We start from the raw sequence: 23167 nt of genomic DNA on the forward strand, positions 1-23167 counted from the left end.
CGTCCGGTGGAATTGCCCCCACTTCCCTTCGCCAGAAGTTAACAACTAACCCTGCCACCGGTCACGGTTAGCGCCTTCGCGGGTGATCTCTTCCTCATCTCCGTAGTCGAGCTCATCGACCAAGCCACGCCGGGCTTGGGAGGCACGCTTGCGCTCCGCTGCCGACACGCGGTTGGTGCCCTTCAGGCGGGCATCCTCGCCGCGGCTGGCCATAGTTGGATCGCCGCCGGTCATCGGCTCCCATTCGAATGTAATGCCGCCGATGGTCACGGGACAGCCTTCCACCGCGCCCTGCTTGTGCAGCTCGTCTTCCACGCCGGCCTTGGCCAGGCGGTCCGCCAAGTAACCCACGGCCTCATCGTTTTCAAAGTCGGTCTGGGTAATCCAGCGCTCGATCTTTTCGCCTTCCACAATGAATCCGCCCTGCACTTCTGGGTCCGGTCGCACGCTAAAGTCTGCGAAGCTGCCGGTGTTTTTCTTATGCGCTTGGGCCTTGGGGTGAATAACGGTATGGGAAGGATCCCGCTTCGGCTTAGGCTGTGCCTTGTGATGCTCGGTGACCATTTCCATGAGCTTGAATTTCAGCGGGTCCAAGCCCTTGCGTGCTGCCGCAGAAATGATGAACACCGGCCAGCCAAACTTTTCCTTCAGGTCATCCTTGACGAACTCCGCAAGCTCTTCCGCCTCCGGCACATCGGCCTTATTCAAAATAATGACGCGCGGGCGCTCGCGCAGGTCACCCAAACCGGTATCGCTTTCTAGCGCCTCCTGGTACTTAGCCAGCTCATTTTCCAGCGCCTCAATATCGGATTCCGGATCGCGGCCAGGCTCGATGGATGCGGTATCAACGACGTGGGCCAGCACGGCCGTGCGCTCGATGTGGCGCAGGAAGTCTAGGCCTAGGCCCTTGCCATCGGCGGCGCCAGGGATAAGGCCAGGGACATCGGCAATGGTAAAGGAGCTATCGCCCATATCCACCACACCCAAGTTGGGCTGCAGGGTGGTAAACGGGTAGTCACCAATCTTCGGCTTGGCTGCAGAGAGCACAGAGATCAACGAGGACTTACCCGCCGAAGGAAAGCCCACAAGCCCCACATCCGCCATGGATTTCAGCTCGAGCACCAAATCATGAGCTTGGCCCGGCTCGCCCTGCAGCGCAAAGCCCGGTGCCTTCCGGTTCTTAGACGCAAGCGCCGCGTTGCCCAGGCCACCGAAACCGCCCTCGGCCGCAACAAAACGCGTGCCCGGCACGGTGAGATCAGCCAAGGTCTCACCTTTTTCCGTGCGCACAACCGTACCCGCGGGAACCTCCAGAATCAGGTCCTCACCGCGCGCGCCATTGCGCATATCGCCGGCGCCGTTGCCACCGCGCTCGGCCTTAATATGCGGGCGGTAGTGGAAGTCCATCAAGGTATGGATCTGCTCCGAGACTTCCAAGATGATGTCGCCACCGTGGCCACCATTGCCGCCATCTGGTCCACCCAATGGCTTGAATTTCTCGCGGTGCACAGACACACAGCCATGCCCACCGTCGCCAGCCTGCAAGTGCAAGACGACGCGGTCAATAAATCGTGCCATGATGTGCCACACCCTTCTTATTTAAATCTATTGTCTTAGCCAGTGTAATGCGTAGCCAAGCTCGGACTCCAACCCATGCCCTGCCAGCACAGTGGGAGGTAAAACGAGAAAATCCTCGAGCCGCCCTCACCCGTAGTGAAAGCTGCCCGAGGATTGACCGCTGCGGTCGTGCTTAAGCAGTAGCTTCTGCAGCAACCTCTTCAGCCGGGATGATGTTGACCATCCGGCGGCCGCGCTTGATGCCGAACTTCACGGAGCCAGCAGCAAGTGCGAACAAGGTGTCGTCGCCGCCGCGACCAACGTTCTCACCTGGGTGGAACTTGGTGCCGCGCTGACGCACGATGATCTCGCCGGCGTTAACCTGCTGACCACCGAAGCGCTTGACGCCGAGGCGCTTGGACTCGGAATCGCGACCGTTGCTGGAGCTGGAAGCACCCTTCTTGTGTGCCATGTCGTTTCCCTCCTTCGGGGATGATTTGCAGCCCGGTTAAGGCTTACTTGATACCGGTGATCTTCAAGGTGGTCTGAGGCTGGCGGTGACCCAAACGCCTCTTGTAACCAGTCTTGTTCTTGTACTTCAGGATATCAATCTTTGGACCTTTACCCTGTTCAACGATTTCCGCAGCGACGGAAACCTTCTCCAAGTCGGAAGCCTTGGACTTCACAGCGGCGCCATCGACGAGCAGAACCGGGGTGAGAGCCACGGCAGAGCCTGGCTCACCCTCGATCTTCTCGACCTTGACGAGGTCACCTTCAGCAACCTTGTACTGCTTGCCGCCGGTCTTGACGATCGCGTACATAGAGGGTTACCCCTTATCTAAACTCGCTCGGACACGGCATCCAGGCCGTCATCCGAATGGACACTTACATATTGCGTTCAGACCCCGCGCGAACATATCCGCAATCACCGGGCGGCAATTGTGGGCTGATCCAGCGCCGAGTGTTCTAAACAGCGACTGTCAAAGACTACCCCGCCGCGGGTACAAAATACAAACCACGCACTTCGCACCCGCGTGGCGATGCCCTAGGAAGTAGCCCGCCGTGTTACGCGGCGCCGCCGCCGACCCGCGTCCTTAGCACCAGTTTGCGGGGTCTCAGGCACTTTAGTGGGCACCTTTTCCCCAGCACGTTCCTGTCGCGCAGCTGCTGCCGGCGCCCCGGTCTTTTTCACCGCGCGCTTCTTCCCGCGGCGAATAACCTTCGTTTCGGCCTGCGGAGCACTAGCCTTCTGGGAATCCTTCTCCCCTTGAACAGGTGTAGCTGTAGGCGTACCCGCGTTGTGCGAGGTGGCCTTATCCCTTGGGTTGGTGCGTACCACGCGGCGCTTGCCGCGACGACCTCCCTGTACCGAGGAATTCTTCTTCCCGCCACTGATATTCTCGTGGCGTTGCTCCGCCGTCCGCGAGGTGTCCCCGCGCTTGTTGTTCTGCTTTACATCTTGCACGTTAGCCCGGTGCGAGGCCTGCACATTTGCCCGGCGGGAGTTCGGCTGGGTGCGAACGCTACGACGCCTACCGCGCCCGCGCGACTTGCTACGGGGATTTTGCTGCTCGCCTTCCTGCTGGGTCGCATCGTCACGCCGTGCCTCATCCGAGGACTCCGCAGATTCCGCCTGTTGCTGCTGGGCAAAATCCTCTGGGCGCGGGCGATTATCGGAACGCGAATTCCCGCGCGTGCGGCGCTTGCGGCGCGGAGAAGCCTCATACTCGGCGACTGCCTCCTCGTAAGAAGTCTTCTCCGGGGCATCGGAAGCTTCTGCCTTCTTCTCTTCAGCCTTTTCTTCAGCGGCCTGCTGGCGCTGGTTCGGCTGCTCCTGCGTGCGACGGGACGCGGGCGAGGTCCGCGTTGCCCGGCGCGGCTTCTTGCCCCGCTGGGTGCGCTTTTTCTCCTTCGCCGGTGCTTCTTGGCCATCGGGTACATAGGAATTAAATTCCTGGACCTCATCGCTTTCGGCGGCGTTGTCCGCCGCGGCATAGGCGATGGCCTCGATTTCAGAGACCTCAGACTTCTTCTGCACTCGGCGGCGCTTCTTCTGCTTGTCTTCGCTGCGGCCACGGCTGCGCTCGTCACGGTGTCCGCGCGCGTCGTCGCCGCGCTTCTGTGGGGCCTTCTGCGTGGAGTCGGCGGACTCATCGTCTACGACGACATTGGCCACGAGCTCCTCCAGGGACGGTGACTGCTCATCCTCGTTGCCGTAGAGCGGGGCATCCGTCTTCCGGTACTTTTGCGGCTGGGACGTGGCATTCCTGCGGCCCTTGCGGCCCTTCTGCCCCTTCTTCTCCGCGCGCTCGTCCTCATCGTCGTGTTCGTGCATGGCCACGGCAGCTGGGTGCTGCTGGGGATCGTGCTCAGGCTTCTTGTGCGGCTTAGAGGAACCGTGCGAATGGTGGCCGGAGTGGTTGTCTTCAGCTTCATCGACCGGGTACTCGTGGATGATGATGCCGCGGCCATGGCAGTGCTCACACTCGGTAGAAAAGGTCTCTACCAGGCCGGTGCCTAAACGCTTGCGCGTCATTTGCACCAAGCCCAGGGAAGTGACCTCGGATACTTGGTGGCGCGTGCGATCGCGGCCCAAGGCCTCCTTCAGGCGGCGCAAAACCAGATCCTGGTTTTCCGGCAGGACCATGTCAATAAAGTCCACCACGATCATGCCGCCCAGATCGCGCAGGCGCATCTGGCGCACGATTTCTTCGGCCGCCTCCAGGTTATTGCGGGTCACGGTCTCTTCCAGGTTGCCGCCGGAGCCGGTGAACTTGCCGGTGTTGACGTCGATGACGGTCATGGCCTCGGTGCGGTCGATGACCAAGGTGCCGCCAGAGGGCAGCCACACCTTGCGCGAGAGCGCCTTATGCAGCTGCTCATCAATGCGGTAGGCGGCAAAGGCGTCCTGGCCACCGTGGTCCTTCGGCTTATAGCGCACCACGCGGTCTGCAAGATCCGGGGCCATGGATTCCACGTAGGCATTGACCGTATTAAAGGACCGCTTCCCATCCACGATCAGGCGGTGGAAGTCTTCATTGAAGAGATCGCGGACAACCTTGATGAGCATATTCGGCTCTTCATACAGCGTGACCGGCTTAGCACCCTTGGAGGATTTTTCCTTCTTGGCCTGGGCGGAAATATCTTCCCACCGGTTATGCAGGCGCTGCACATCGGTTGCGATGGCCTCTTCGGGAACGTTTTCGGCAGCGGTGCGGATGATGGCGCCGCCATCGCCTGGCACCACGCGGCCCAGGATGTCCTTTAAGCGCTTGCGCTCTGGTGCCGGCAGCTTGCGCGAAATTCCGGCGCTGCGCCCACCTGGAACGTAGACGAGGTAGCGGCCGGCCAAGGAGATCCGGGTGGTCAGGCGCGCGCCCTTGTGGCCAATCGGGTCCTTTGCCACCTGCACCAAAATTTGGTCGCCGGATTTCAGGGTATTTTCTACCTTCCGGGAGCGCCCATGCAATTTGGTCTTGCGCCAATCAATCTCGCCGGCGTAGAGCACGCCATTGCGGCCCTGGCCGATGTCCACGAACGCCGCCTCCATGGACGGCAAGACGTTTTGCACGCGGCCCAAGTAGATATTGCCGATGAGGGAAGCCTGGGCCTCGGTGGTAACGAAGTGCTCGACCAAGAGGTCATCTTCAAGCACGCCCACCTGCGTGACGATGCCCGCGCCGTCCTCGCGCTGCTTATCGCGCACTACCATGGTGCGTTCCACGGCCTCGCGCCGCGCCAAAAATTCCGCCTGGGACACGATGTGCTGGCGCTCGCGGCCCTTTTCGCGCAATTCTGCGCGGCGGCGCTTCTGCGCCTCGATGCGGGTGGAGCCGCGGATGGCCTTGGGCTCATCGATAAGCTCCGGCTCCTTATCCGCCGCATCCTTCTTGGAATTCTCGTTCCCGCCGCGCCCGCGGGAGGTACCGCGGCGGCCGCGGCGGCGCTTGTCAGAACCCCCGCGCGCTGCCTTATTGCCTGCCTCGGCCTCGTCGGCCTCAGCGGCCTCAGCATCTTCGGCAGGATCCGCGGCATCAGCGGCTTCAGCGATCGCCGCCATGTCCGCGGCATCGTCCTCACCAAGATCTGCGGCGTCCTGCTGCTGCGGTGGCATAAATAGCGGCGCGAAGTCATACGCGGCGGAATCGTCGTCGGTCTCCGCGCGCGGGACTATGCGCGGTGCATAGTAATCATCGTCAAAGTCCTCGCCGGCCTCTGCCAGCACCTCATGCAGCTTCGCTGGATCCACGGTCCCCGTCGTCTCGTCCGCACCAGCAGCGTCAGCGTCGGCAGGGGCATCATCTTCAGCGCGCGCAGGCGCTTTCGCCGGCTCAGGATCCGGCAGACGGTCCGGCGCCTGCTTTATATCCGGCAATGCGCTTTTAACCAGCGATGCATCGACCTTTTCTTCAATCTGGGAGATTTCATTGTCCACATTCTTGCGCACGCGGTAGCGCAGGTTCTTTTCCTCTTCCGCATTGGCTGCGGTGTTGTCAGCCGGGGTGCCAGCTTCTTCCCCGGCATCGGCCTGCGCCGGTTCTTTCTTTGCCGCGGGCGCGGACTTCTTCGTGGCCTTGCGGGTGCGGCGAGCGCGCTTGGTGGCCTTGGCCTTGCCCTCGGGCTTTGCTTCTGCTGGGCTCTCGTCCGCAGTCGCAGGTTGCTCCGCATCCGCGCCCCTAGCATGGCGAGCTAAAGCGGCGAAGAGGTCGCCGGCTTCCGCGCGGGTAATAGAGCTCTGCGCGGTCTTGTTTAGACCCATGTCCTTAAGCTGCGCCACCAGCTGGCGTGATGATAGGCCGAGCTTTTTGGCCATGGCATATACGCGGGTTTTATCTTTTAGCTCGCTCGGGTCTATCCGCTGGGCCAAAGCCGCAGCTGCCTGCAGGTTTTCAGTTGTTTCTTGAGAGTTCTGTGCCGCCATCAGTTGGGCTTACTCCTGTACTTCGATTGTATGGTGCGCCGGCTACTCGGGCGCAGGCACAGCCCATAGAGGAACTGTGCCGCTGCCGCACGAATAGCCACGATAAACGCACTGCGTTAAAGCTTGTGGGGTTATGAAATTATGCGCGCGCTGAGCGTGAGTTCCATTGTGTCACAGAATCTTGGCGGGGCGAGCAGGCTGTGGGCGATGATACGCTTGAACTTATGGCAGAACTGGCACCACGTCCCGCCCGAACATTATCGCAGTACCGGCAGCGCAATGAGATTACGCCGAAAGAGGCGTGCTTATTCGGCGTTCCGGCCGGCTTTGCCCTCGGTTTTGCACAGACGGAGGCCAGCTACATGCTGATGGGTGCCGGCGTTTTTGCGGTCTTTGCGGTCATCGGATTAGTGCCCCTCATCCGCCACTATCCCCGCTCCATTGGGGCTAGCCAGGATGTCTACCTCGAAGGCGATTACCCCACCATTGCTTATTGGGCGCCAGTAATTCCACTTGCTCTACCGCTGGCCATGGCCCCGCTATCCGCGGCTGGCTGGTTGCCGGACATTTCCCTGGCCCCACCCGTGGAAGGTATCTTAACCGGCGCGGTGTCGGCGTTCGCATTTCCACTGGGATTGTGGGCCATGTTTTCCCAGTCCTTTCGCATTGGCCGCCGCCGCATGCAGCGCATCGTGGCTGAAGATCCACTAGAAGGGGTCACAGATAGTGCCATGCAGCTTGCCGATGCCCACCTCGATATCCTCACCGCCCTCGTCACCGCCGGGGCCGTCCAGGGCAATACAACCACCACCAAGGCCTTGTCCCGACTGATGCAGGTGGAGCTAAATACCCTGTCCGATGCGATCCAGGAACTAAAAAAGCATGGGCTAGTGAAGGTAGAAAATATTGGGCTGCGCTCCAAAGTAGAAAGCTGGCGCATCACCCTCACCCCTACTGGCGTGCGGTGCTTATATCAATTTGGCAGGCGCTAATTCGGCAGAGTCCGGTCTCCAGGAAATAACTTGGGACCAATCCAGAGCATTACGTATACCAGGCCAACCAAAACCGGAATTTCGACAAGGGGTCCGATAGTACCGGCCAATGCTTGAGCAGAGGTAGCTCCAAAGGTACCAATGGAAACCGCGATGGCTAACTCAAAATTATTTCCCGCTGCGGTAAAGGCCACTGAAGCAGATTGTGCATAGTTCATTCCGACAGCCTTAGCTACGCCCAAAGCCAAAAAGAACATCCCGACAAAGTACAGCATCAGAGGCACCGCTACCCTAACTACCGCTATCGGCTGCTCCACGAGCTGTTCTCCCTGCAGGGAGAACAGTAAGACAATTGTGTACAGCAAACCGATCATTGCCAAAGGAGACACGGCGGGAAGGTAACGGCTTTCAAACCACTCACGCCCTTTAGTCTTCTCTGCCCATACTCGGGAGATGATCCCAAGCAAAAGCGGAATACCTAAGAATACGAGCACTGAAGTAACAATGGACCAGAAAGAAAATTCGACAGAGGTGGTATCAAGGCCCAGCCACCCTGGCAGTATCTGCAAATAGAACCAACCCAAGACTCCGAACATCGCAACTTGGAAAACGGAGTTGATTGCTACTAGTACTGCCGTGGCTTCCCGGTCACCGCAGGATAGGTCTGACCATACCAAGACCATAGCGATGCAGCGGGCAAGGCCGACAATAATAAGACCCGTGCGCAACTCAGGTTGATCCGCCAAGAATAGCCAGGCCAGTACGAACATGAATGCTGGCCCCACAAGCCAATTTAAAACGATCGACACGGTCATCAGCCGTCTGTCAGTGGCAATCTCCCGAGTCTTTTCATAGCGCACTTTAGCAAGCGGTGGATACATCATCACCAGCAGCCCTAAAGCGATTGGGAGGGAAATACCTCCAATTTCCAAAGCTGAGAGCGCGTTCCCTATTCCTGGAAGGAAATGACCTATGAGCAGGCCAAGGACCATAGCTAGAATGATCCACAGGGGTAGAAAGCGATCGAGAAAAGCTAAACGCGGCTGCTGTGAGGTAGCCATACTTGTCTCCTTCATTGACCCAAGTCGCACCGTACCGTGCAGCACTGTAGCCATTCATATCGATACCTGTCAATATGAAAGGGTGTGTCAAACGCCCATATACTAAAGGCATGGTTTCTTCGCACGGCATGACCAAAGATCCCCACATCAACGAATGTTGTTCACTCAGCAACGGCCCCCTAGACCAGGCCGATTCCGTGCATCTTGCCCAGCAATTCAAGGTACTTGCAGATCCCGCCCGACTTCGTCTTTTATCCATCTTGTGCGATAAAGGCTGCGGCCCGATGAGCGTTTCCGAACTGACCACATTATCCGGTCTCAGCCAGCCAACGGTATCTCACCATCTTGCAAAATTGCGGGATGCTGGCCTCCTAGCCAAACGACAGACTGGCCGCACCGTCACCCACGAAGTGCAAAAGCAAGCTTTCACCGCACTGTGCAAGCTACTCTCCTTCGACTAAAAAGCCGCCAACCTTAAAATCTTGGCCTAATATGTCTGCAACACTGTGAATCAAGCAAAGTTTTTAGCCCCTCAATAAATCCCCTTATAAATGAAAAGGCCCGAGCTTAATGCTCGGGCCTCCTTGAAATCTAGGTAACGTCAGTACTTAGAGGTTGGGGAACCAAATTCCGATCTCGCGCTCTGCGGACTCTGGGGAGTCGGAGCCGTGCACGATGTTCTCGCCCACGCTGAGTGCAAAGTCACCGCGGATGGAACCGGGCGCGGCCTTGGAGACTGGGTCGGTGCCACCGGCCAGCTGGCGCCATGCCTCGATGGCGCGCTCGCCTTCAACGACGCCGGCAATCAATGGTGCGGAGGTGATGAAGTCCACCAGCTCGCCGAAGAATGGCTTATCCTTGTGCTCTTCGTAGTGCTTTTCTGCGGTCTCGCGGTCAGCTACTCGCAGGTCCAGCTCGGCCAGCTTGAGGCCCTTGCGCTCGATGCGGGCAATAATCTCGCCCACGTGGCCGTTCTTTACGCCGTCCGGCTTAATAAGGATCAATGTACGTTCAGTCATGCCCCATACTGTACCGAATACCCACAATTCTTCCACGACCGAGGGCTATATGCGGGGGCAGCGCAGTGGGCGGCACTAAGTAAGCTGCTGGACTATCTCCGTCGCGCGCTCGTGGGAGGTCCCCCTAAACCAGAGGCGCACTTGGTTAACCGCCGTGCCGAACTGGCCGTTGCCCAGCAAGCGCTTAATCTCTGCGCGCTGCTTTTCATCCAAATCATCAAGGGTGGCTTCTTCCGCCCGTTGAAAATTAGTACGCAGGGCCAAGACCAAAAATACGGCGGCAATGATTAGCGCCACCGCCGGCAGCCACGGCGCTCCCGTGGCCGCGCGGGCAGCTACCGCGGCAATGCAGGCTAGGGCCGCGAGGACGAGATAGACGGTGCGCATGGACACTACTTCTGATTGAGGTGCTGGGTAGTTAAGTAACCGCGCTTCATGCGGGCGATGAGGTTGCTGCGCAAATACACCGCGAGGAGCCACTCCATGCCAAAGATGATGAAGATCGCGGCGATGGACCAGTGCGCCATAAAGCCAAGGATAAGGCCCAATAGCTGCGCCCATACGATGACGGTCAGCGCCCACTTCTTATTCATAAACGCGATCATTCCCAAGTGGAATATCAGGGCACCTATCACCAGGCCGTAGTTAAAGGGCGTCCACAGCGTTCCGTCATACAGCTTGTACAGAAGCGGCAGGGCCAAAACGAGGGTGATCGACTCCATGATGAGCGAGCTGGCGATGACCATGCCATTAAAGCTCTTGAGCGGATCCTTGACGGGATCCTGCCCCAGGCCCAATGGGCCGATTTCATTATCCGCGACTTCATCGCCGCGGCGCGGCGGACGAGACGGACGATGCGGACGGGACTGGGGATCAGGGCTGGTCATGCGGGCTCCTTTCCAAACATCGCGCGGGCTTCGCCGGCGGTGACCACCGAACCGGTAATGACAATACCGGAGCCGGATTGCACCTCAGATTCCTCGGCCAGCTCCACGGCTTGCGCGTAGGCACCGGGCAGATCATCGGCCACATAGACGCGCTCTTCGCCATAAATATCGCGGGCCGTTTCCGCCAATTCATAGGCATCGATCGCGCGCGGCGAGGAGTTCTGGGAGATTACCACCTCGCTCAAGTACGGCTCCAGCGCGGCGAGGATGCCTTGGGCATCCTTATCGCCAAAGATGGAGAGCACGCCGATGAGCCGCGCAAAATCGAAATCGCGGTCGAGCGCCGCGCCAAGCGCCTTGGCGCCGTGGGGATTATGGGCGGCATCGATAAACGTCGTGGGCGAGGTGCGCACTCGCTCGAGGCGGCCGGGCGAAATCGTCTTGGCAAAACCGTTGCGCACGGAGGCAATATCCAGAGGATGCCCGGAAGAGGCACCGAAGAAGGCTTCCACCGCTGCAAGGGCAACGGCCGCATTCTTGGCCTGATGCTCGCCGTGCAGTGGCAAGAAAATATCCTCGTACATGCCGCCGAGGCCCTGGATATTGACCTGCTGGCCACCGACCGCGATGCGGGATTCTAGGGCCGCGAACTCCGCGCCGGAGCGGGCCACGCCCGCATCCATATCCACCGCGCGCTGCAGGATGACCTGCATGGCCTCAGGGTCTTGCTCGGCGATGATGGCGATGTTTTCATTCGGGGTCAGCGGGTCTTCGGCATCGGCGCGGCGCTTGATGATGCCCGCCTTCTCCCCCGCAATCTCCCGAATATCGCTGCCCAGGTAATCCGTGTGGTCTAGGCCAACCGGGGTAATCACGGAGACGTCCGCATTGACCACGTTCGTGGCATCCCACAGCCCGCCGAGGCCGACCTCGACGACGGCGACGTCAACGGGGGCATCGGCAAACGCTGCATAGGACAGGCCCACCAAGACCTCGAACTTGGACATGGGGACCTCGGAACGCGCATCCACCATCTCCACGTATGGCTTGATTTCGTGCCACAGGCGCACATAGTCGCGCGGGTGGATGGGGCGGCCATCGATGCCGATGCGCTCGGTGACCCGCTGCAGGTGCGGGCTGGTGACCAGGCCCACGCGGCGGTGGAAGGAACGCAGCAGCGAATCGACCATGCGCGCGGTAGAAGATTTGCCGTTGGTGCCCGCGATGTGGATGACGTCAAAGGACTGCTCGGGGTGACCCAGCAAATCCATGAGCATCTCGATGCGCTCCAAGGTGGGCTCGATCTTGGTCTCCGGCCAGCGCTGGTTGAGCTCGTCTTCCACCTCACCGAGCGCCTGCAGCTCCTCCGGGGATACCTCTTGGGGCGCGGCGTCGTTATATTCTTCGTCCTCGCCCATGCCCAGGTTCAGGGTCAGGCCGGATTCCGTGATCTCCACTGGGGTGCCATCGGTGCCCTCCTTGAGGGCGTCGACGATTTCAAAATCGTCCTCTCCCCCGGCTGCCTCGCCGTTCCCGTTGGGATCGTGATTGAAGCGCTGATCTGTCACTACTTAAGGCCCTCCAAACGGCTGGTAATGCGCTCGACTTCCTCGCGCGCGATATTCTGGCGCGCCCGAATCTTATTGACTACGTCTTCCGGAGCCTTAGCTAGGAAATTTTCATTGCCCAGCTTCTTGCCGGTCTGTTCCAGTTCCTTATTGGCCTTGGCCAGATCCTTTTCCAGGCGCTTGCGCTCTGCTTCAACGTCGACCGCGCCGTGGGTATCCAGCGTTACCTCCACGGTGGCTTGGGACAGGCGCACCTCGATGGAGGCCGAGGGGTTAAAGTCCTCACCCGGTGCGGTGGTATTGGCCAGGTTGCGGACCAGTTCCTCTTGGCCCTGCAGGTCTGCCGCGGCGAAGTCGAGGCGGCCCGGCACCTTCTGCGAGGGCTTAACGCCCTGATCGGAACGGAAGCGGCGCAGCTCGGTGATGAGCTTATCGGCATCGTCGATGCGGCGTGCAGCCATCGCGTCCTTGGTAGCACCGCCGTTGGTATCGGCCACCGTCGGCCATGGGGCGATGACGATGGATTCCCCACCGGTCAATGCCTTCCACAGCACCTCGGTCACGTACGGCATGGTGGGGTGCAATAGGCGCAGCACCACGTCAATGACGCGACCCAGGACGATCTGGGTATTGCGGCCTTCTACCGTCTCGCCATCGCGCGGGATCTGTGTCTTGGCAATCTCCAGGTACCAGTCACAAAGCTCATCCCAAGTGAAGTGGTAAAGCAGCTCGTTGGCCTTGGCAAATTGATAATCGTCCAAGTAGGCATCGACCTGGGTGCGCACCTCTTCGGCGCGGTCGAGGATCCAGCGGTCGGCATCCGAAAGCTCCGTGCGGCTAGGCAAAGGTGCCACGCTGGCGCCGTTCATCAGCGCAAACTTGGTGGCATTAAAGAGCTTGGTAGCGAAATTGCGCGATGCCGCGGCGGCGTCAGAACCCAGCGGCAAGTCCACGCCCGGGTTGGCGCCGCGGGCAAGGGTAAAGCGCAGCGCATCGGCGCCGTAATCGCGCACCCAGTCCATCGGGTCAATGCCATTGCCCAGGGACTTGGACATCTTGCGGCCCTGCTCATCGCGCACGAGGCCGTGCAGGTAGAGGTCCTTGAAAGGAATCTGCGGGCGGCCATCGGTGCCCTCACCCAAAAGCGCTGGGGTCTTGGTGCCGGCGAAGGTGCCGAACATCATCATGCGCGCGACCCAGAAGAACAAGATGTCATAGGCCGTAACGAGCACGTTGGTGGGATAGAACTTCTCCAGATCCGGGGTCTTATCGGGCCAGCCCAGGGTGGAAAATGGCCACAGCGCCGAAGAGAACCAGGTATCGAGGACATCCGGATCCTGCTCGTAGCCTGCCGGCGGCTCCTCATCGGGGCCGACGCACACGATGTCACGCTCGACCTCGCCGGACTCGTTCGTGCGTTCTGGGCCGTACCAAATGGGGATGCGGTGGCCCCACCACAGCTGGCGGGAAATACACCAATCATGCATGTCATCGACCCACTCGAAATAGCGCGGCTCCAGCGACTTCGGGTGCAAGACGGTATCGCCCTCGCGCACGGCATCACCAGAAGCCTTCGCCATCTGCGAAACATCGACGAACCACTGCAGCGACAAGCGCGGCTCGATGGGCTCACCGGAACGCTCCGAGTGGCCCACGGAGTGGACATAGGGGCGAATTTCTTTGACTACGCGCCCCTGTTCCCGCAGCGCCTCGCGGATCTCCACGCGCGCTTCTTCTCGCGTCATGCCATCAAAACGGGTGCCGGTATGCGCGATGTGGCCGGTGGTATCCATGACCGTCGGCATATCCAAGTCATGGCGGGTACCCATGGCGTAGTCATTGGGATCGTGGGCCGGGGTGATCTTTACCGCACCAGTACCAAAATCCATGTCCACGTAATCATCGGCGATGATCTTCAGCTTCAGATCATCGCGGAAAGGGTGATCCAATTCCTGACCCACGAGGTGGGCGTAGCGCTCATCGTCGGGGTGGACGGCAATGGCGACATCGCCAAGCATGGTTTCCACGCGAGTGGTGGCAACAATAAGGTGCGGCTCATCGTCATTGAGCGAGCCATAGCGGATGGAGACCAGCTCGCCCTCGACGTCCTTGTAGACGACCTCGATATCAGAAACGGCGGTCTCCAGCACCGGCGACCAATTGACCAGGCGGTTGGCCCGGTAAATCATGCCCTCATCATAGAGGTTCTTAAAGATGGTCTGCACCGCGCGGGACAGCCCCTCATCCAGGGTGAAGCGCTCGCGGGTCCAGTCCACGGAGTCACCAATGGCGCGCATCTGGTTCTGGATGGTGCCACCGTATTGCTCTTTCCATTCCCAGACCTTGTCGATGAACTCCTCGCGCTCATAGTCCCAGCGCTTCTTTCCCTCCTGCTCACGCAGACGGGCCTCCACCTTGGTCTGGGTGGCGATGCCTGCGTGGTCAGCGCCCGGCAGCCACAGGGTGGCATAGCCCTGCATGCGCTTGCGGCGAATGATGGAGTCGATCAGAGTGTGGTCCAAGGCGTGGCCCATGTGCAGCTGGCCGGTGACGTTCGGCGGCGGCAGCACGATGGAATAGGGCTCCGCCTCCGAGGATGCATCCGGGGTGAAGTAACCGGCGCTTACCCAGCCTTCGTAGAGGTCTTTTTCTACTGCCTGCGGCTCCCAGGACTTGGGAAGCTGGTCCGCGCGGTTGGTGCCAACGAGTTGCTCTTTATTCTGATCAGTCACCTGGCCAACTCTACCCTGTGCGTCAACTGGCACCACCGGCCTGTCTAGAGTAAGGGCATGTCTCACAACCCTGGCCACCGCGCCCGCCTCCGCACCCGTTACTTCACCCAAGCCAAAGACAACTCTCAGGCCTTCGCGTGCCTGACGAGCTACGACTGCTTGACCGCCGAAATCTTCGATGAAGCCGGGGTCGATCTCCTGCTCGTCGGCGATTCCCTGGCCAACGTGGTGCTGGGCCGCGAAACCACGCTCTCGCTCACCCTCGATGAGATGATCCCGCTGGCCCGCGCGGTGGTTGCTTCGACCTCCCGCGCCTTCGTGGTGGTGGACCTTCCCTTCGGCTCCTATGAGGACGGCCCCTCCCAGGCGCTGGAGACCGCGGTGCGCGTCATGAAGGAAACCGGCGCGCAGGCCGTGAAGCTGGAGGGCGGTGCGGAGCGCGCTCCCATTGTTGCCGCGCTTGTCGCCGCCGGCATCCCGGTCTGCGCCCACATTGGCTTTACACCCCAGCAGGTCCACGCCTTGGGCGGCTTCGTGGTCCAAGGCCGGGGTGCCGGTGCGGAGAAGCTTCACGACGACGCCCGCGCCCTCGCCGAGGCCGGCGCCTTCGCCGTGGTGCTGGAGATGGTCCCGGCAGCCCTTGCTGAGCAGGTGACCAAGGAGCTGCCCATCCCCACCATCGGCATCGGCGCCGGCGCGCAGACCGACGGTCAGATTCTGGTGTGGACCGATGCCTTCGGCCTGGGAGGTCCCAAGGCGCCGCGTTTTGTGCGCCGCTACGCGAATCTGCGCGGCGCGCTGCTGGAAGGAGCGAAGGACTATGTCGCAGATGTGGGTGAACGTTCCTTCCCCAACGCCGAGGAGTCTTTCGAGGACTAAGGTCTTAAGCCATGCAGATCCTCACAACTAAATCCGAACTCCGTGCCTTCCGCGCGGCAGCGTCCGGTTCCGTGGGTTTGGTGCCCACGATGGGCGCGCTTCACGACGGCCACGCTTCCCTCATTCGCCGCGCCCGCGAAGACAACGACACCGTGGTGTGCTCGGTCTTTGTCAATCCCCTCCAGTTCACGGACCTGGGCGACTGCGAAGACTACCGCGCCTACCCGCGCACCCTCGACGCGGATGCCGCACTGCTGGACTCGTTGGGAGTCGATGCGGTCTTCGCCCCCAGCGTGGAGGAAATGTACCCGGGTGGCACCCCGCGGGTGTGGGTGCGCACGGGTGAGATGGGCTCGGTCTTGGAAGGTGCCTCGCGCCCCGGCCACTTTGACGGCGTGGCCACCGTGGTGAGCAAGCTGTTTCACCTTGTCACACCAGACCGCGCTTATTTTGGGCAAAAGGATGCGCAGCAAGTAGCGATCATCCGCCGCCTGGTGGCGGACCTCGACCTGCCGCTGGACATCATCAGCGTGCCCATCGTGCGCGCAACGGACGGCGTGGCCGAGTCCAGCCGCAATGCGCGCCTCAGTGCCGCCGAGCGTGAGCAGGCGGTCGCCTTATCCCAGGCACTCTTCGCGCTGCAGGATGGCGCCTCACGTGAAAAAGCTGAGGCCCAGCTCGCTTCCTCCCCCGGCGTGACGGTGGATTACCTCACCGTGGTGGACCCGGCCACGCTCGAGCCCGTAGATGCACAACACCGGCCCGCCTTGGCGCTGGTAGCAGCGCATGTGGGGCCGGTGCGGCTCATCGATAACTTGGTGCTGGAGGCTTAACCTTTCAGCAGGTGGGCTACGGCCTCGCGCTCCTCACGCAGCTCCTGCACGGAGGCCTCGATGCGCTCCTTCTGGAAATCGCTCAACTCTAAGCCTTGGACGATTTCCCACTTGCCGTCGCGGCAGACGGTGGGGAAACCGCAGATGAGGCCTTCATCGACGCCGTAGGAGCCATCCGAAGGCACGGCGGCAGTGCGCCAATCCTCGGTGCCGTGGACCCAATCGTGCATGTGGTCCACAGCGGCGGAAGCTGCCGACGCAGCAGACGAGCTGCCGCGCACCTCAATGATCTCCGCGCCGCGCTTGGCCACCTTGGGGATCATCTCCTCGCGGTACCACTGCTCATCTACCTCGGCGTTGGAGAAGGCAATATCCGGGAACTGGGTCGCGGAGTGATTGCCCCACACCGCGATCTTGGAAAAGTCCTTGGTGGCCTGGCCCGTCTTGGCCGCCAGCTGGCCCAAGGTGCGGTTGTGATCCAGGCGCATGAGCGCATTGAACTGGGAGTTATCCAGATCTGGAGCGCTATGCGCAGCGATGAGCGCGTTGGTATTCGCCGGGTTGCCCACCACCAGCACGCGAATATCGCGCGCCGCATAGTCATTGATGGCCTTGCCTTGCTCGGTAAAGATGGCGCCGTTGGCCTCGAGCAGGTCTGCGCGCTCCATGCCCTTGCTGCGTGGGCGAGAGCCAACGAGGAATGCGGCAGACGCATCGTCGAAGGCTACCTTGAGGTCATCAGTAACTGTGATCGAGTTGACCAGTGGCAGGGCGGAATCGCGCAGCTCCATAGCCACGCCCTCTGCCTTTTCTACTACCGCCGGGATTTCCAAGAGAGCAAGGTCCACTGGGGTGTCCTTGCCAAATACGTCGCCTGCGGCGATCCGCCACAGCAGGGAGTAGGCGATATTTCCAGCGGCGCCGGTGACGGTTACTTTTACTGGTTGGGTCATGCTAATTCCTCCTCGTATGTCGTGGAGTTGTAAGCGCCCCTCATGCGCGCCACCCTCCACGGGATGTATCCACCCCCGAGCTTAGCGCCATCCGGAGGTAATGTGTTGTGAAATTAATCCCCCTCTTTCGGAGGGAAAACGCCGCCAAATTTCCGGATATTACCCCCATTTACCTCCAAATTAACGCCCCCAATGGGCACATTGCTCCCGCGGGGTGGGATTAATCGGGCATGATGGAGGCGGCACAGCCCCACCGGCGGGTGCGCTTGCAGGGATGCATTCACTGCCTTTGGGCGGGCTGCACGTTGGTCAACCGCTACCACATCGGACCCAATAGTACGGCCGCCCAAGCAGCACTCGAGACACTACCGACTATCGCCACATCGGCGCCGCGAAGCAGAGATAGGACACATGCTATGAGCACTGAGCACACCGAACCGCTGCACGCTGCGGAGCAGGCGGAGGACTCCGACGCTCACGCTGCGGATTCCATCAGCACCGATGCCGTGGTGGATATCGCCATTTCCCAGTTTTCCGCGTGGGGGTTTACTGAAACCAAGCTGGACACCATCGCCGCGGAATCCGGCATGTCCAAGCGCATGATCCACTACCACTTTGGCGATAAGCAGGGCCTGTACTTGAGGGCCTTGAGCACCGCCGCCGAGCGCCTCCGCCCCGACGAAGAGGATCTGGAACTCGATTCCGCAGTCCCGGTCGAGGGCGTGCGCAAGCTGGTGGACTGGATTTTTTGGCAATACGTCAACCACCCCGAAGCCATTCGCATGATGACCTGGGAAACCGCGCAGTCCATCGTGGGGTCTTCCACCAATCCCGTGGCGGATTTCAGCGGCGTCGCCCTGCACCTCGATCGCCTGCTCATGCTGGGCCAGGACGCCGGTGCCTTCCGGCCAGGCATTTCCACCAATGATATTTTCACCATCATTGCCTCGCTCACCTCGTACCGCGTGACCAACCGGGCGATGATGGACAACCTGTTGGGCGTGGATATGTCCAGCCAGGCAAATACCGACGGCATGCACCGGCTTACCGTCGATGCCGTGCTGGCATTCCTCACCGCCAATATCCCCGATTCCGGCCACGAGTCTTATTTGGTGCCTTCTGATGCCGACGAGGGCGATGAAGCCTCCCCGCAAGATATCTACGGCGAGGCATAAAAGTAGGGGCACCGGCTGCTTGCCGGTGCCCCCTTCTCACTAAGCCGATTCCTTCGCCTCATCCTTGTAGGTGAATTCGGGCTCTGCGCCCTGGGTGACGCAGTCTGCGGTGATGTGCACGGCGGAAATATCTTCTCTGTCTGGCAGCTCAAACATCACTGGAACGAGCAGCTCTTCCAGGATCGCGCGCAGGCCGCGCGCGCCGGTTTTGCGCTCGAGGGCGAGCTCAGCGATAGCATCCAGCGCCCCGTCCTCCATGTGCAGCTCGCAGTCATCCATCTCAAATAGGCGGCTGTACTGCTTGAGTAGCGAGTTCTTGGGCTCAGTAAGCACCTTGACCAGGGCCTCGCGGTCCAAGTTATCCACCGTCGCCACCACGGGCAGGCGGCCGATAAATTCTGGGATCAAGCCGAACTTCACGAGGTCTTCCGGGCGCACCTGGGAGAATAGGTCCACCTTTTCCCGCTCGTCTTCGGTGCCCAGCTTCGCGCCAAAGCCAACGCCCTTCTTGCCCACGCGATCCGCGATCACCTGGTCGAGGCCCGCAAACGCGCCAGCGACAATGAAGAGGATATTGGAGGTATCTAGCTGGATAAATTCCTGGTTCGGGTGCTTGCGCCCGCCCTGTGGCGGGATGGCGGCCACGGTTCCCTCCAGGATCTTCAGCAGCGCCTGCTGCACGCCCTCGCCGGAGACATCGCGGGTAATGGAGGGGTTTTCAGACTTGCGGGAAATCTTATCCACCTCGTCAACGTAGATGATGCCGCGCTGGGCACGCTCCACGTCAAAGTCCGCTGCCTGCAGCAGCTTCAAGAGGATATTTTCTACGTCTTCGCCCACATAACCGGCCTCGGTCAAGCTGGTGGCATCCGCGATGGCGAAAGGCACATCCAGCAGGCGCGCCAAGGTCTGCGCCAGGTAGGTCTTACCGGAACCGGTAGGCCCCAGCATCAAAATATTGGACTTAGAGATCTCTACCTCTTCGCCCTCGGCCTTCTTCCGGCGCGCATCCAACGCGGCGGATTCTTCGGCCTTAATGCGCTTGTAGTGGTTATACACCGCTACCGACAGCACGCGCTTGGCCTTGTCCTGGCCAATGACGTACTTATCCAAAAAGGAAGAAATCTGCGAAGGCTTGGGCAGGCGCACCTCCGCCTCGGAAGACTCCTCGGCCTGCTCGTGGCCGAGCTCTTCTTCAATAATCTCATTGCAGAGCTCGATGCACTCATCGCAGATGTAGACCCCGCCACCGGCAATGAGCTTTTTCACCTGCTTTTGGCTCTTTCCGCAGAAGGAACACTTCAGGAGATCAGCGCTTTCTTGCATACGTGCCATTCAGTACTTTCACACTCGCTCTTGTTTACCGCTTCTAAAGGTGGGGCGGGAAGGCTCGCTTACTTCCATCCCCGCGGTTCGTTGTTCAAAAATCTACCTTAGTAAATCAACCCGACGCGGCTCCTATTCATTCCCTCCGCGTGGCGAAATTCGCAGATCTTTCTCCGCCCGCACAACTAAACTTGGAAAGTGGATCCTCCACCACCCCACCACCAACGAAGGAGCCATTTTATGTTCGACCTCACGGACCGTACCGCGATTGTCACGGGCGGGGCAGCGGGCATCGGCAAGGGCATCGTTGCCTCCCTGCGCGAAGCCGGCGCTAACGTTGTCATCGCCGATATTGACATCGACAAGGCCGAAGCCACCGCCGCGGAACTCGGCGCCACCGCTTATCCCGTCGATGTCACCGATAGGGCCTCCATTAAAGAAATGTTTGCGAAGGTCCACGCCACGCACGGTGCAATTGACATTGTCTGTTCCAATGCCGGTGTCTTTCCCAACTGCCCACTGGAAGAGATGACGGATAAGCAGTGGGAAACCATGTTTGATATCAATACCCACGGCACGTTCAAGGTTGTACAGGAAGCCTTGCCGTATATGAAAGAACGCGGCTACGGGCGCATCGTCATCACTACTTCCATTACCGGCTCGCACACCGGCTTTCCCGGCTGGGCGCATTACGGCGCCTCCAAGGCGGCCCAACAGGGCTTTATCCGTTCCGCTGCCTTAGAAATCGCCCGCGATGGCATCACCATCAATGGCGTTTTGCCCGGCAATATCCTCACCGAGGGACTGGAAGCACAGGGCCAAGACTACCTCGATGAGATGACTCGCTCCATCCCGCTGCACCGACTCGGCAGCCCCCGCGATATTGGCAACGCCGCAGCCTTCCTTGCGTCCACCGAGGCCGGATATATCACCGGCCAAACGCTGATCATTGACGGCGGCCAGCTCCTGCCCGAAACCCCTGAGGCCATCCTGCCGCCGCGCTAGCGCTTGCCGATGCCCAGCCCTATAACGCAGATAACCCCGCCGACACCGAGGATGGTGCCTGGCGGGGTTATCTAGTGCGGCTTTTATTGCAGCCAGCCGAATTCGAGCAAGAATGCCTCGACATCGAGCATTTCCAACTCATCTGGCGCGTGGCCGGCAACGAATGCGAAGGACTCAGCGACGTCCTTGGTCGTCGCGGGGGTCAGCCCCGCGTCAACGAGATTTTCCGCTACGCGGGCAGAAACCGGCGTCTGCGACACCGTATCCAAACCCGTACCCGTGGTGGAGTCCTTGAACATATCGCTAATGCCACCAAAGAAGGTCCGCATTGTGTTCATCTCTCACCTCTCAATGTTGCGTTGTTGATAGGCATCAATATACTTGGTACTTACCCACTAAGCAACCCCAAAGCCACTTAAAGTTAACCTTTTGTTAACTTTAAGTGGCTGTGAGGCATATTACATGGTCACGGGCCTGCCCCTGGCCCGCGGGTTATTTTAGAGTTCGCCAAATGGGGTGAAGCCAAAGTAGTGGTCTAGGCTATCGCGCGCGATCCACGCGATTGCTACTACGATGACGGCACCCAATACGGCATAAACGGTCCATCCCAGCACCTTCATCTGCCGGCTAGCGGGAGTATCTCCTACCACCACGCCGTTATCATCACGGATGGGATCTCCCGTCATGGAACGCATGCCCAGAGCGAAGAGCAGGGGAATGCCGGCGCCGAAGACAAGGGCCAAGCCAGCGACTCGGAGTATAGATTCAAAGATTTCTGCAACAGTCATGTTCTAGCGCTCCTCGTGCGGAGTAGATGAGGTGGAGTTAGTGTCCCCGTCGACCGCCGCTACTGGGGTCATGCCCCCCCCTGCGGCTGCGACGGACTCTTTCGCACCAACGCGCGGCTCCAAGGAAGAATCCACGGACTCAGCATTTTCCTCCCAGTCATTATTGACGTTGGAAGCATCGACTGGGTTCATGCGGGAGCGGATGACGATAAGTGCGGCCATGGCCAAGAGCAGGACGAAGTCCACGATGGCGCCGGTAGCTACTGTCGTGGCAGAGGACACGCCGTGGGCCAGCCACCACGATGCGAAACCAACAAAGGCGGCGCAGGGCAGCGTAATAAGCCAAGCCGCCACCATGCGCATCGCTACGCCCCAACGCACTTCCGCGCCGCGGCGTCCCAAACCAGTACCAAGGATGGAACCGGTGGACACGTGGGTCGTAGACAGCGCCATGCCGCCGGAAGCGGAGGTCAAGATGATGGCTGCAGATGTAGCCTCGGCTGCCATACCTTGCGGGGATTCGATCTCCACCAAGCCCTTACCCAGGGTGCGGATAACGCGCCAGCCACCGGACAAGGTACCGGCCGCAATGGCAATCGCACAAGCGACAATGACCCAGGTTGGAATGCGAGCATCGGCAGCCGCGTGGCCCGAAGCCACGAGCGCGAGGAAGATAACGCCCATGGTCTTCTGAGCGTCACCGGCACCGTGTGCCAGCGATACCAAGCAGGCGGTCACAATCTGGCCATGGCGGAAGTGCTCGTTCTTTTCCTTATTTGGAATGGTGTTGGTCACCCAATAAACGAGGAAGGTGGCGCAGGCGGACACCAACGCGGCGATAATCGGGGACGCCACCGCCGGAATGATGATCTTGGCCATAATAGAGGTCCACTCCACTCCCCCAGTGCCCATCGCTGCAAAGCCTGCACCGATAAGGCCGCCGAAAAGGGCGTGGGAAGAGCTGGACGGCAGCCCGAGCAACCAGGTGAAAAGGTTCCACAGAATACCGCCGATAAGGCCAGTAAAGACCACCATCAACAGGGCCTGGCCGTCCGAGTCAGCGGCTGCACCCGAAAGGTCATAGGAATCGAGGTTGACGATTCCTTTGGCCACCGTTGCCGCGACATTCACGGACAAGAATGCGCCAACGAGGTTAAGTACGGCAGAAATCGCCACCGCAGTAAATGGCTTCAACGCGCCAGTAGCAATGGAGGTTGCCATCGCATTGGCGGTGTCGTGAAAACCATTGGTGAAGTCGAAGGCTAAGGCGGTAAACACCACAATGCCCAAGATAATCAGAGTCGCTGTCACAGCATTGGCCCCTTGTAAGCAATTAACAAATGAGAAGAAAGTGCAATTACGGCGCCGTCACGCGTCGCGTACGAAGTGCAGCGTACTCCGCAATAATAAGCTGAGCCAATAGTGTTTCTAAGAAGTAAACTGCACTTTGCCTAGTGTTAACTTTCCGCAC

Annotated in this window: 21 protein-coding genes; 6 read left to right on the forward strand and 15 right to left on the reverse strand. The window is 60.1% G+C overall.

What is annotated here, in order from left to right:
- Positions 1-45: 45 nt before the first annotated feature.
- The 4 genes from obgE to ACLI1T_RS08850 all read right to left on the reverse strand — a co-directional run bounded on the left by obgE (position 46) and on the right by ACLI1T_RS08850 (position 6478).
- Entirely contained in the window at positions 46-1578 is a 1533-nt protein-coding gene (gene obgE, locus ACLI1T_RS08835; RefSeq protein WP_411702460.1) for a GTPase ObgE, read from the reverse strand.
- A gap of 172 nt (positions 1579-1750) precedes the next feature.
- Positions 1751-2029: a 50S ribosomal protein L27 gene (gene rpmA / locus ACLI1T_RS08840; RefSeq protein WP_005277951.1), complete on the reverse strand. Its 279-nt coding sequence runs from the start codon at positions 2027-2029 to the stop codon at positions 1751-1753.
- 43 nt (positions 2030-2072) lie between these two features.
- A complete protein-coding gene (gene rplU / locus ACLI1T_RS08845; protein WP_023023542.1) occupies positions 2073-2378 on the reverse strand; it encodes a 50S ribosomal protein L21 in 306 nt (101 codons plus the stop codon).
- Between the two features lie 224 nt (positions 2379-2602).
- Entirely contained in the window at positions 2603-6478 is a 3876-nt protein-coding gene (locus tag ACLI1T_RS08850; protein WP_411702461.1) for a translation initiation factor IF-2 N-terminal domain-containing protein, read from the reverse strand.
- A 224-nt stretch (positions 6479-6702) separates the two neighbouring features.
- Between ACLI1T_RS08850 and ACLI1T_RS08855 the strand changes: the two genes are divergently transcribed.
- Positions 6703-7470, forward strand: a complete 768-nt coding sequence (locus tag ACLI1T_RS08855; RefSeq protein WP_411702462.1) for a hypothetical protein — start codon at positions 6703-6705, stop codon at positions 7468-7470.
- Here ACLI1T_RS08855 and arsB read toward each other — a convergent pair.
- Positions 7467-8531, reverse strand: a complete 1065-nt coding sequence (arsB, locus tag ACLI1T_RS08860; protein ID WP_349852849.1) for an ACR3 family arsenite efflux transporter — start codon at positions 8529-8531, stop codon at positions 7467-7469. The genes ACLI1T_RS08855 and arsB overlap by 4 nt on opposite strands.
- Before the next feature lie 110 nt (positions 8532-8641).
- On the opposite strand from arsB, the gene ACLI1T_RS08865 reads away from it, so the two are divergent.
- Entirely contained in the window at positions 8642-8992 is a 351-nt protein-coding gene (locus ACLI1T_RS08865; protein ID WP_284771605.1) for an ArsR/SmtB family transcription factor, read from the forward strand.
- Between the two features lie 147 nt (positions 8993-9139).
- On the opposite strand, the gene ndk is transcribed toward ACLI1T_RS08865, so the two are convergent.
- The 5 genes from ndk to ACLI1T_RS08890 form a co-directional block, all read right to left on the reverse strand.
- Positions 9140-9550, reverse strand: a complete 411-nt coding sequence (gene ndk / locus ACLI1T_RS08870; protein ID WP_005277934.1) for a nucleoside-diphosphate kinase — start codon at positions 9548-9550, stop codon at positions 9140-9142.
- Positions 9551-9625: 75 nt separating this feature from the next.
- Complete coding sequence (locus ACLI1T_RS08875; RefSeq protein WP_349852848.1) at positions 9626-9937, reverse strand: hypothetical protein; 312 nt, start codon at positions 9935-9937, stop codon at positions 9626-9628.
- Positions 9938-9942: 5 nt separating this feature from the next.
- Positions 9943-10437, reverse strand: a complete 495-nt coding sequence (locus ACLI1T_RS08880; protein ID WP_411702463.1) for a DUF4233 domain-containing protein — start codon at positions 10435-10437, stop codon at positions 9943-9945.
- Positions 10434-12005: a bifunctional tetrahydrofolate synthase/dihydrofolate synthase gene (gene folC / locus ACLI1T_RS08885; protein ID WP_411702464.1), complete on the reverse strand. Its 1572-nt coding sequence runs from the start codon at positions 12003-12005 to the stop codon at positions 10434-10436. Before folC ends, ACLI1T_RS08880 begins: the two co-directional genes overlap by 4 nt.
- Positions 12005-14737 (reverse strand): valine--tRNA ligase, encoded by a 2733-nt coding sequence (locus ACLI1T_RS08890; RefSeq protein ID WP_411702465.1) that lies wholly within the window; start codon positions 14735-14737, stop codon positions 12005-12007. Before ACLI1T_RS08890 ends, folC begins: the two co-directional genes overlap by 1 nt.
- A gap of 57 nt (positions 14738-14794) precedes the next feature.
- On the opposite strand from ACLI1T_RS08890, the gene panB reads away from it, so the two are divergent.
- Complete coding sequence (panB, locus tag ACLI1T_RS08895; RefSeq protein ID WP_005277923.1) at positions 14795-15616, forward strand: 3-methyl-2-oxobutanoate hydroxymethyltransferase; 822 nt, start codon at positions 14795-14797, stop codon at positions 15614-15616.
- An 11-nt stretch (positions 15617-15627) separates the two neighbouring features.
- The gene (panC, locus tag ACLI1T_RS08900) at positions 15628-16449 is read left to right on the forward strand and encodes a pantoate--beta-alanine ligase (RefSeq protein ID WP_349852846.1); all 822 of its coding nucleotides are present in this window, start codon (positions 15628-15630) and stop codon (positions 16447-16449) included.
- Here panC and ACLI1T_RS08905 read toward each other — a convergent pair.
- The gene (locus tag ACLI1T_RS08905) at positions 16446-17402 is read right to left on the reverse strand and encodes a malate dehydrogenase (protein ID WP_349852845.1); all 957 of its coding nucleotides are present in this window, start codon (positions 17400-17402) and stop codon (positions 16446-16448) included. The genes panC and ACLI1T_RS08905 overlap by 4 nt on opposite strands.
- Before the next feature lie 416 nt (positions 17403-17818).
- Here ACLI1T_RS08905 and ACLI1T_RS08910 point away from each other — a divergent pair, with 416 nt between their 5' ends.
- Positions 17819-18577 carry a TetR/AcrR family transcriptional regulator gene (locus tag ACLI1T_RS08910; RefSeq protein WP_349852844.1) on the forward strand — a complete coding sequence of 253 codons (759 nt, stop codon included), beginning with the start codon at positions 17819-17821 and terminating at the stop codon, positions 18575-18577.
- 39 nt (positions 18578-18616) lie between these two features.
- Here ACLI1T_RS08910 and clpX read toward each other — a convergent pair whose 3' ends face one another.
- A complete protein-coding gene (gene clpX, locus ACLI1T_RS08915) occupies positions 18617-19912 on the reverse strand; it encodes an ATP-dependent Clp protease ATP-binding subunit ClpX (RefSeq protein WP_023017073.1) in 1296 nt (431 codons plus the stop codon).
- Positions 19913-20143: 231 nt separating this feature from the next.
- Here clpX and fabG point away from each other — a divergent pair, with 231 nt between their 5' ends.
- A complete protein-coding gene (fabG, locus tag ACLI1T_RS08920) occupies positions 20144-20908 on the forward strand; it encodes a 3-oxoacyl-ACP reductase FabG (protein ID WP_411702466.1) in 765 nt (254 codons plus the stop codon).
- An 83-nt stretch (positions 20909-20991) separates the two neighbouring features.
- Here the strand turns inward: fabG and ACLI1T_RS08925 are convergent, their stop codons facing one another.
- The 3 genes from ACLI1T_RS08925 to ACLI1T_RS08935 all read right to left on the reverse strand — a co-directional run bounded on the left by ACLI1T_RS08925 (position 20992) and on the right by ACLI1T_RS08935 (position 23007).
- The gene (locus ACLI1T_RS08925) at positions 20992-21246 is read right to left on the reverse strand and encodes a hypothetical protein (protein ID WP_005277906.1); all 255 of its coding nucleotides are present in this window, start codon (positions 21244-21246) and stop codon (positions 20992-20994) included.
- A gap of 159 nt (positions 21247-21405) precedes the next feature.
- Complete coding sequence (locus ACLI1T_RS08930) at positions 21406-21696, reverse strand: hypothetical protein (RefSeq protein WP_349852843.1); 291 nt, start codon at positions 21694-21696, stop codon at positions 21406-21408.
- 3 nt (positions 21697-21699) lie between these two features.
- Complete coding sequence (locus ACLI1T_RS08935; RefSeq protein WP_411702467.1) at positions 21700-23007, reverse strand: anion permease; 1308 nt, start codon at positions 23005-23007, stop codon at positions 21700-21702.
- Between the last annotated feature and the right edge of the window lie 160 nt (positions 23008-23167).

The sequence above is a fragment of the Corynebacterium tuingiense genome, assembly GCF_046718165.1.
In the GTDB taxonomy this organism is placed as follows: Bacteria; Actinomycetota; Actinomycetes; order Mycobacteriales; family Mycobacteriaceae; genus Corynebacterium.

Bases quoted from the DNA above. Each gene is read 5' to 3' on its own strand.
- obgE (WP_411702460.1), bottom strand. From the start codon at position 1,578: ATGGCACGATTTATTGACCGCGTCGTCTTGCACTTGCAGGCTGGCGAC.
- rpmA (WP_005277951.1), bottom strand. From the start codon at position 2,029: ATGGCACACAAGAAGGGTGCTTCCAGCTCCAGCAACGGTCGCGATTCC.
- rplU (WP_023023542.1), bottom strand. From the start codon at position 2,378: ATGTACGCGATCGTCAAGACCGGCGGCAAGCAGTACAAGGTTGCTGAA.
- ACLI1T_RS08850 (WP_411702461.1), bottom strand. From the start codon at position 6,478: ATGGCGGCACAGAACTCTCAAGAAACAACTGAAAACCTGCAGGCAGCT.
- ACLI1T_RS08855 (WP_411702462.1), top strand. From the start codon at position 6,703: ATGGCAGAACTGGCACCACGTCCCGCCCGAACATTATCGCAGTACCGG.
- arsB (WP_349852849.1), bottom strand. From the start codon at position 8,531: ATGGCTACCTCACAGCAGCCGCGTTTAGCTTTTCTCGATCGCTTTCTA.
- ACLI1T_RS08865 (WP_284771605.1), top strand. From the start codon at position 8,642: ATGGTTTCTTCGCACGGCATGACCAAAGATCCCCACATCAACGAATGT.
- ndk (WP_005277934.1), bottom strand. From the start codon at position 9,550: ATGACTGAACGTACATTGATCCTTATTAAGCCGGACGGCGTAAAGAAC.
- ACLI1T_RS08875 (WP_349852848.1), bottom strand. From the start codon at position 9,937: ATGCGCACCGTCTATCTCGTCCTCGCGGCCCTAGCCTGCATTGCCGCG.
- ACLI1T_RS08880 (WP_411702463.1), bottom strand. From the start codon at position 10,437: ATGACCAGCCCTGATCCCCAGTCCCGTCCGCATCGTCCGTCTCGTCCG.
- panB (WP_005277923.1), top strand. From the start codon at position 14,795: ATGTCTCACAACCCTGGCCACCGCGCCCGCCTCCGCACCCGTTACTTC.
- panC (WP_349852846.1), top strand. From the start codon at position 15,628: ATGCAGATCCTCACAACTAAATCCGAACTCCGTGCCTTCCGCGCGGCA.
- ACLI1T_RS08905 (WP_349852845.1), bottom strand. From the start codon at position 17,402: ATGACCCAACCAGTAAAAGTAACCGTCACCGGCGCCGCTGGAAATATC.
- ACLI1T_RS08910 (WP_349852844.1), top strand. From the start codon at position 17,819: ATGAGCACTGAGCACACCGAACCGCTGCACGCTGCGGAGCAGGCGGAG.
- clpX (WP_023017073.1), bottom strand. From the start codon at position 19,912: ATGGCACGTATGCAAGAAAGCGCTGATCTCCTGAAGTGTTCCTTCTGC.
- fabG (WP_411702466.1), top strand. From the start codon at position 20,144: ATGTTCGACCTCACGGACCGTACCGCGATTGTCACGGGCGGGGCAGCG.
- ACLI1T_RS08925 (WP_005277906.1), bottom strand. From the start codon at position 21,246: ATGAACACAATGCGGACCTTCTTTGGTGGCATTAGCGATATGTTCAAG.
- ACLI1T_RS08930 (WP_349852843.1), bottom strand. From the start codon at position 21,696: ATGACTGTTGCAGAAATCTTTGAATCTATACTCCGAGTCGCTGGCTTG.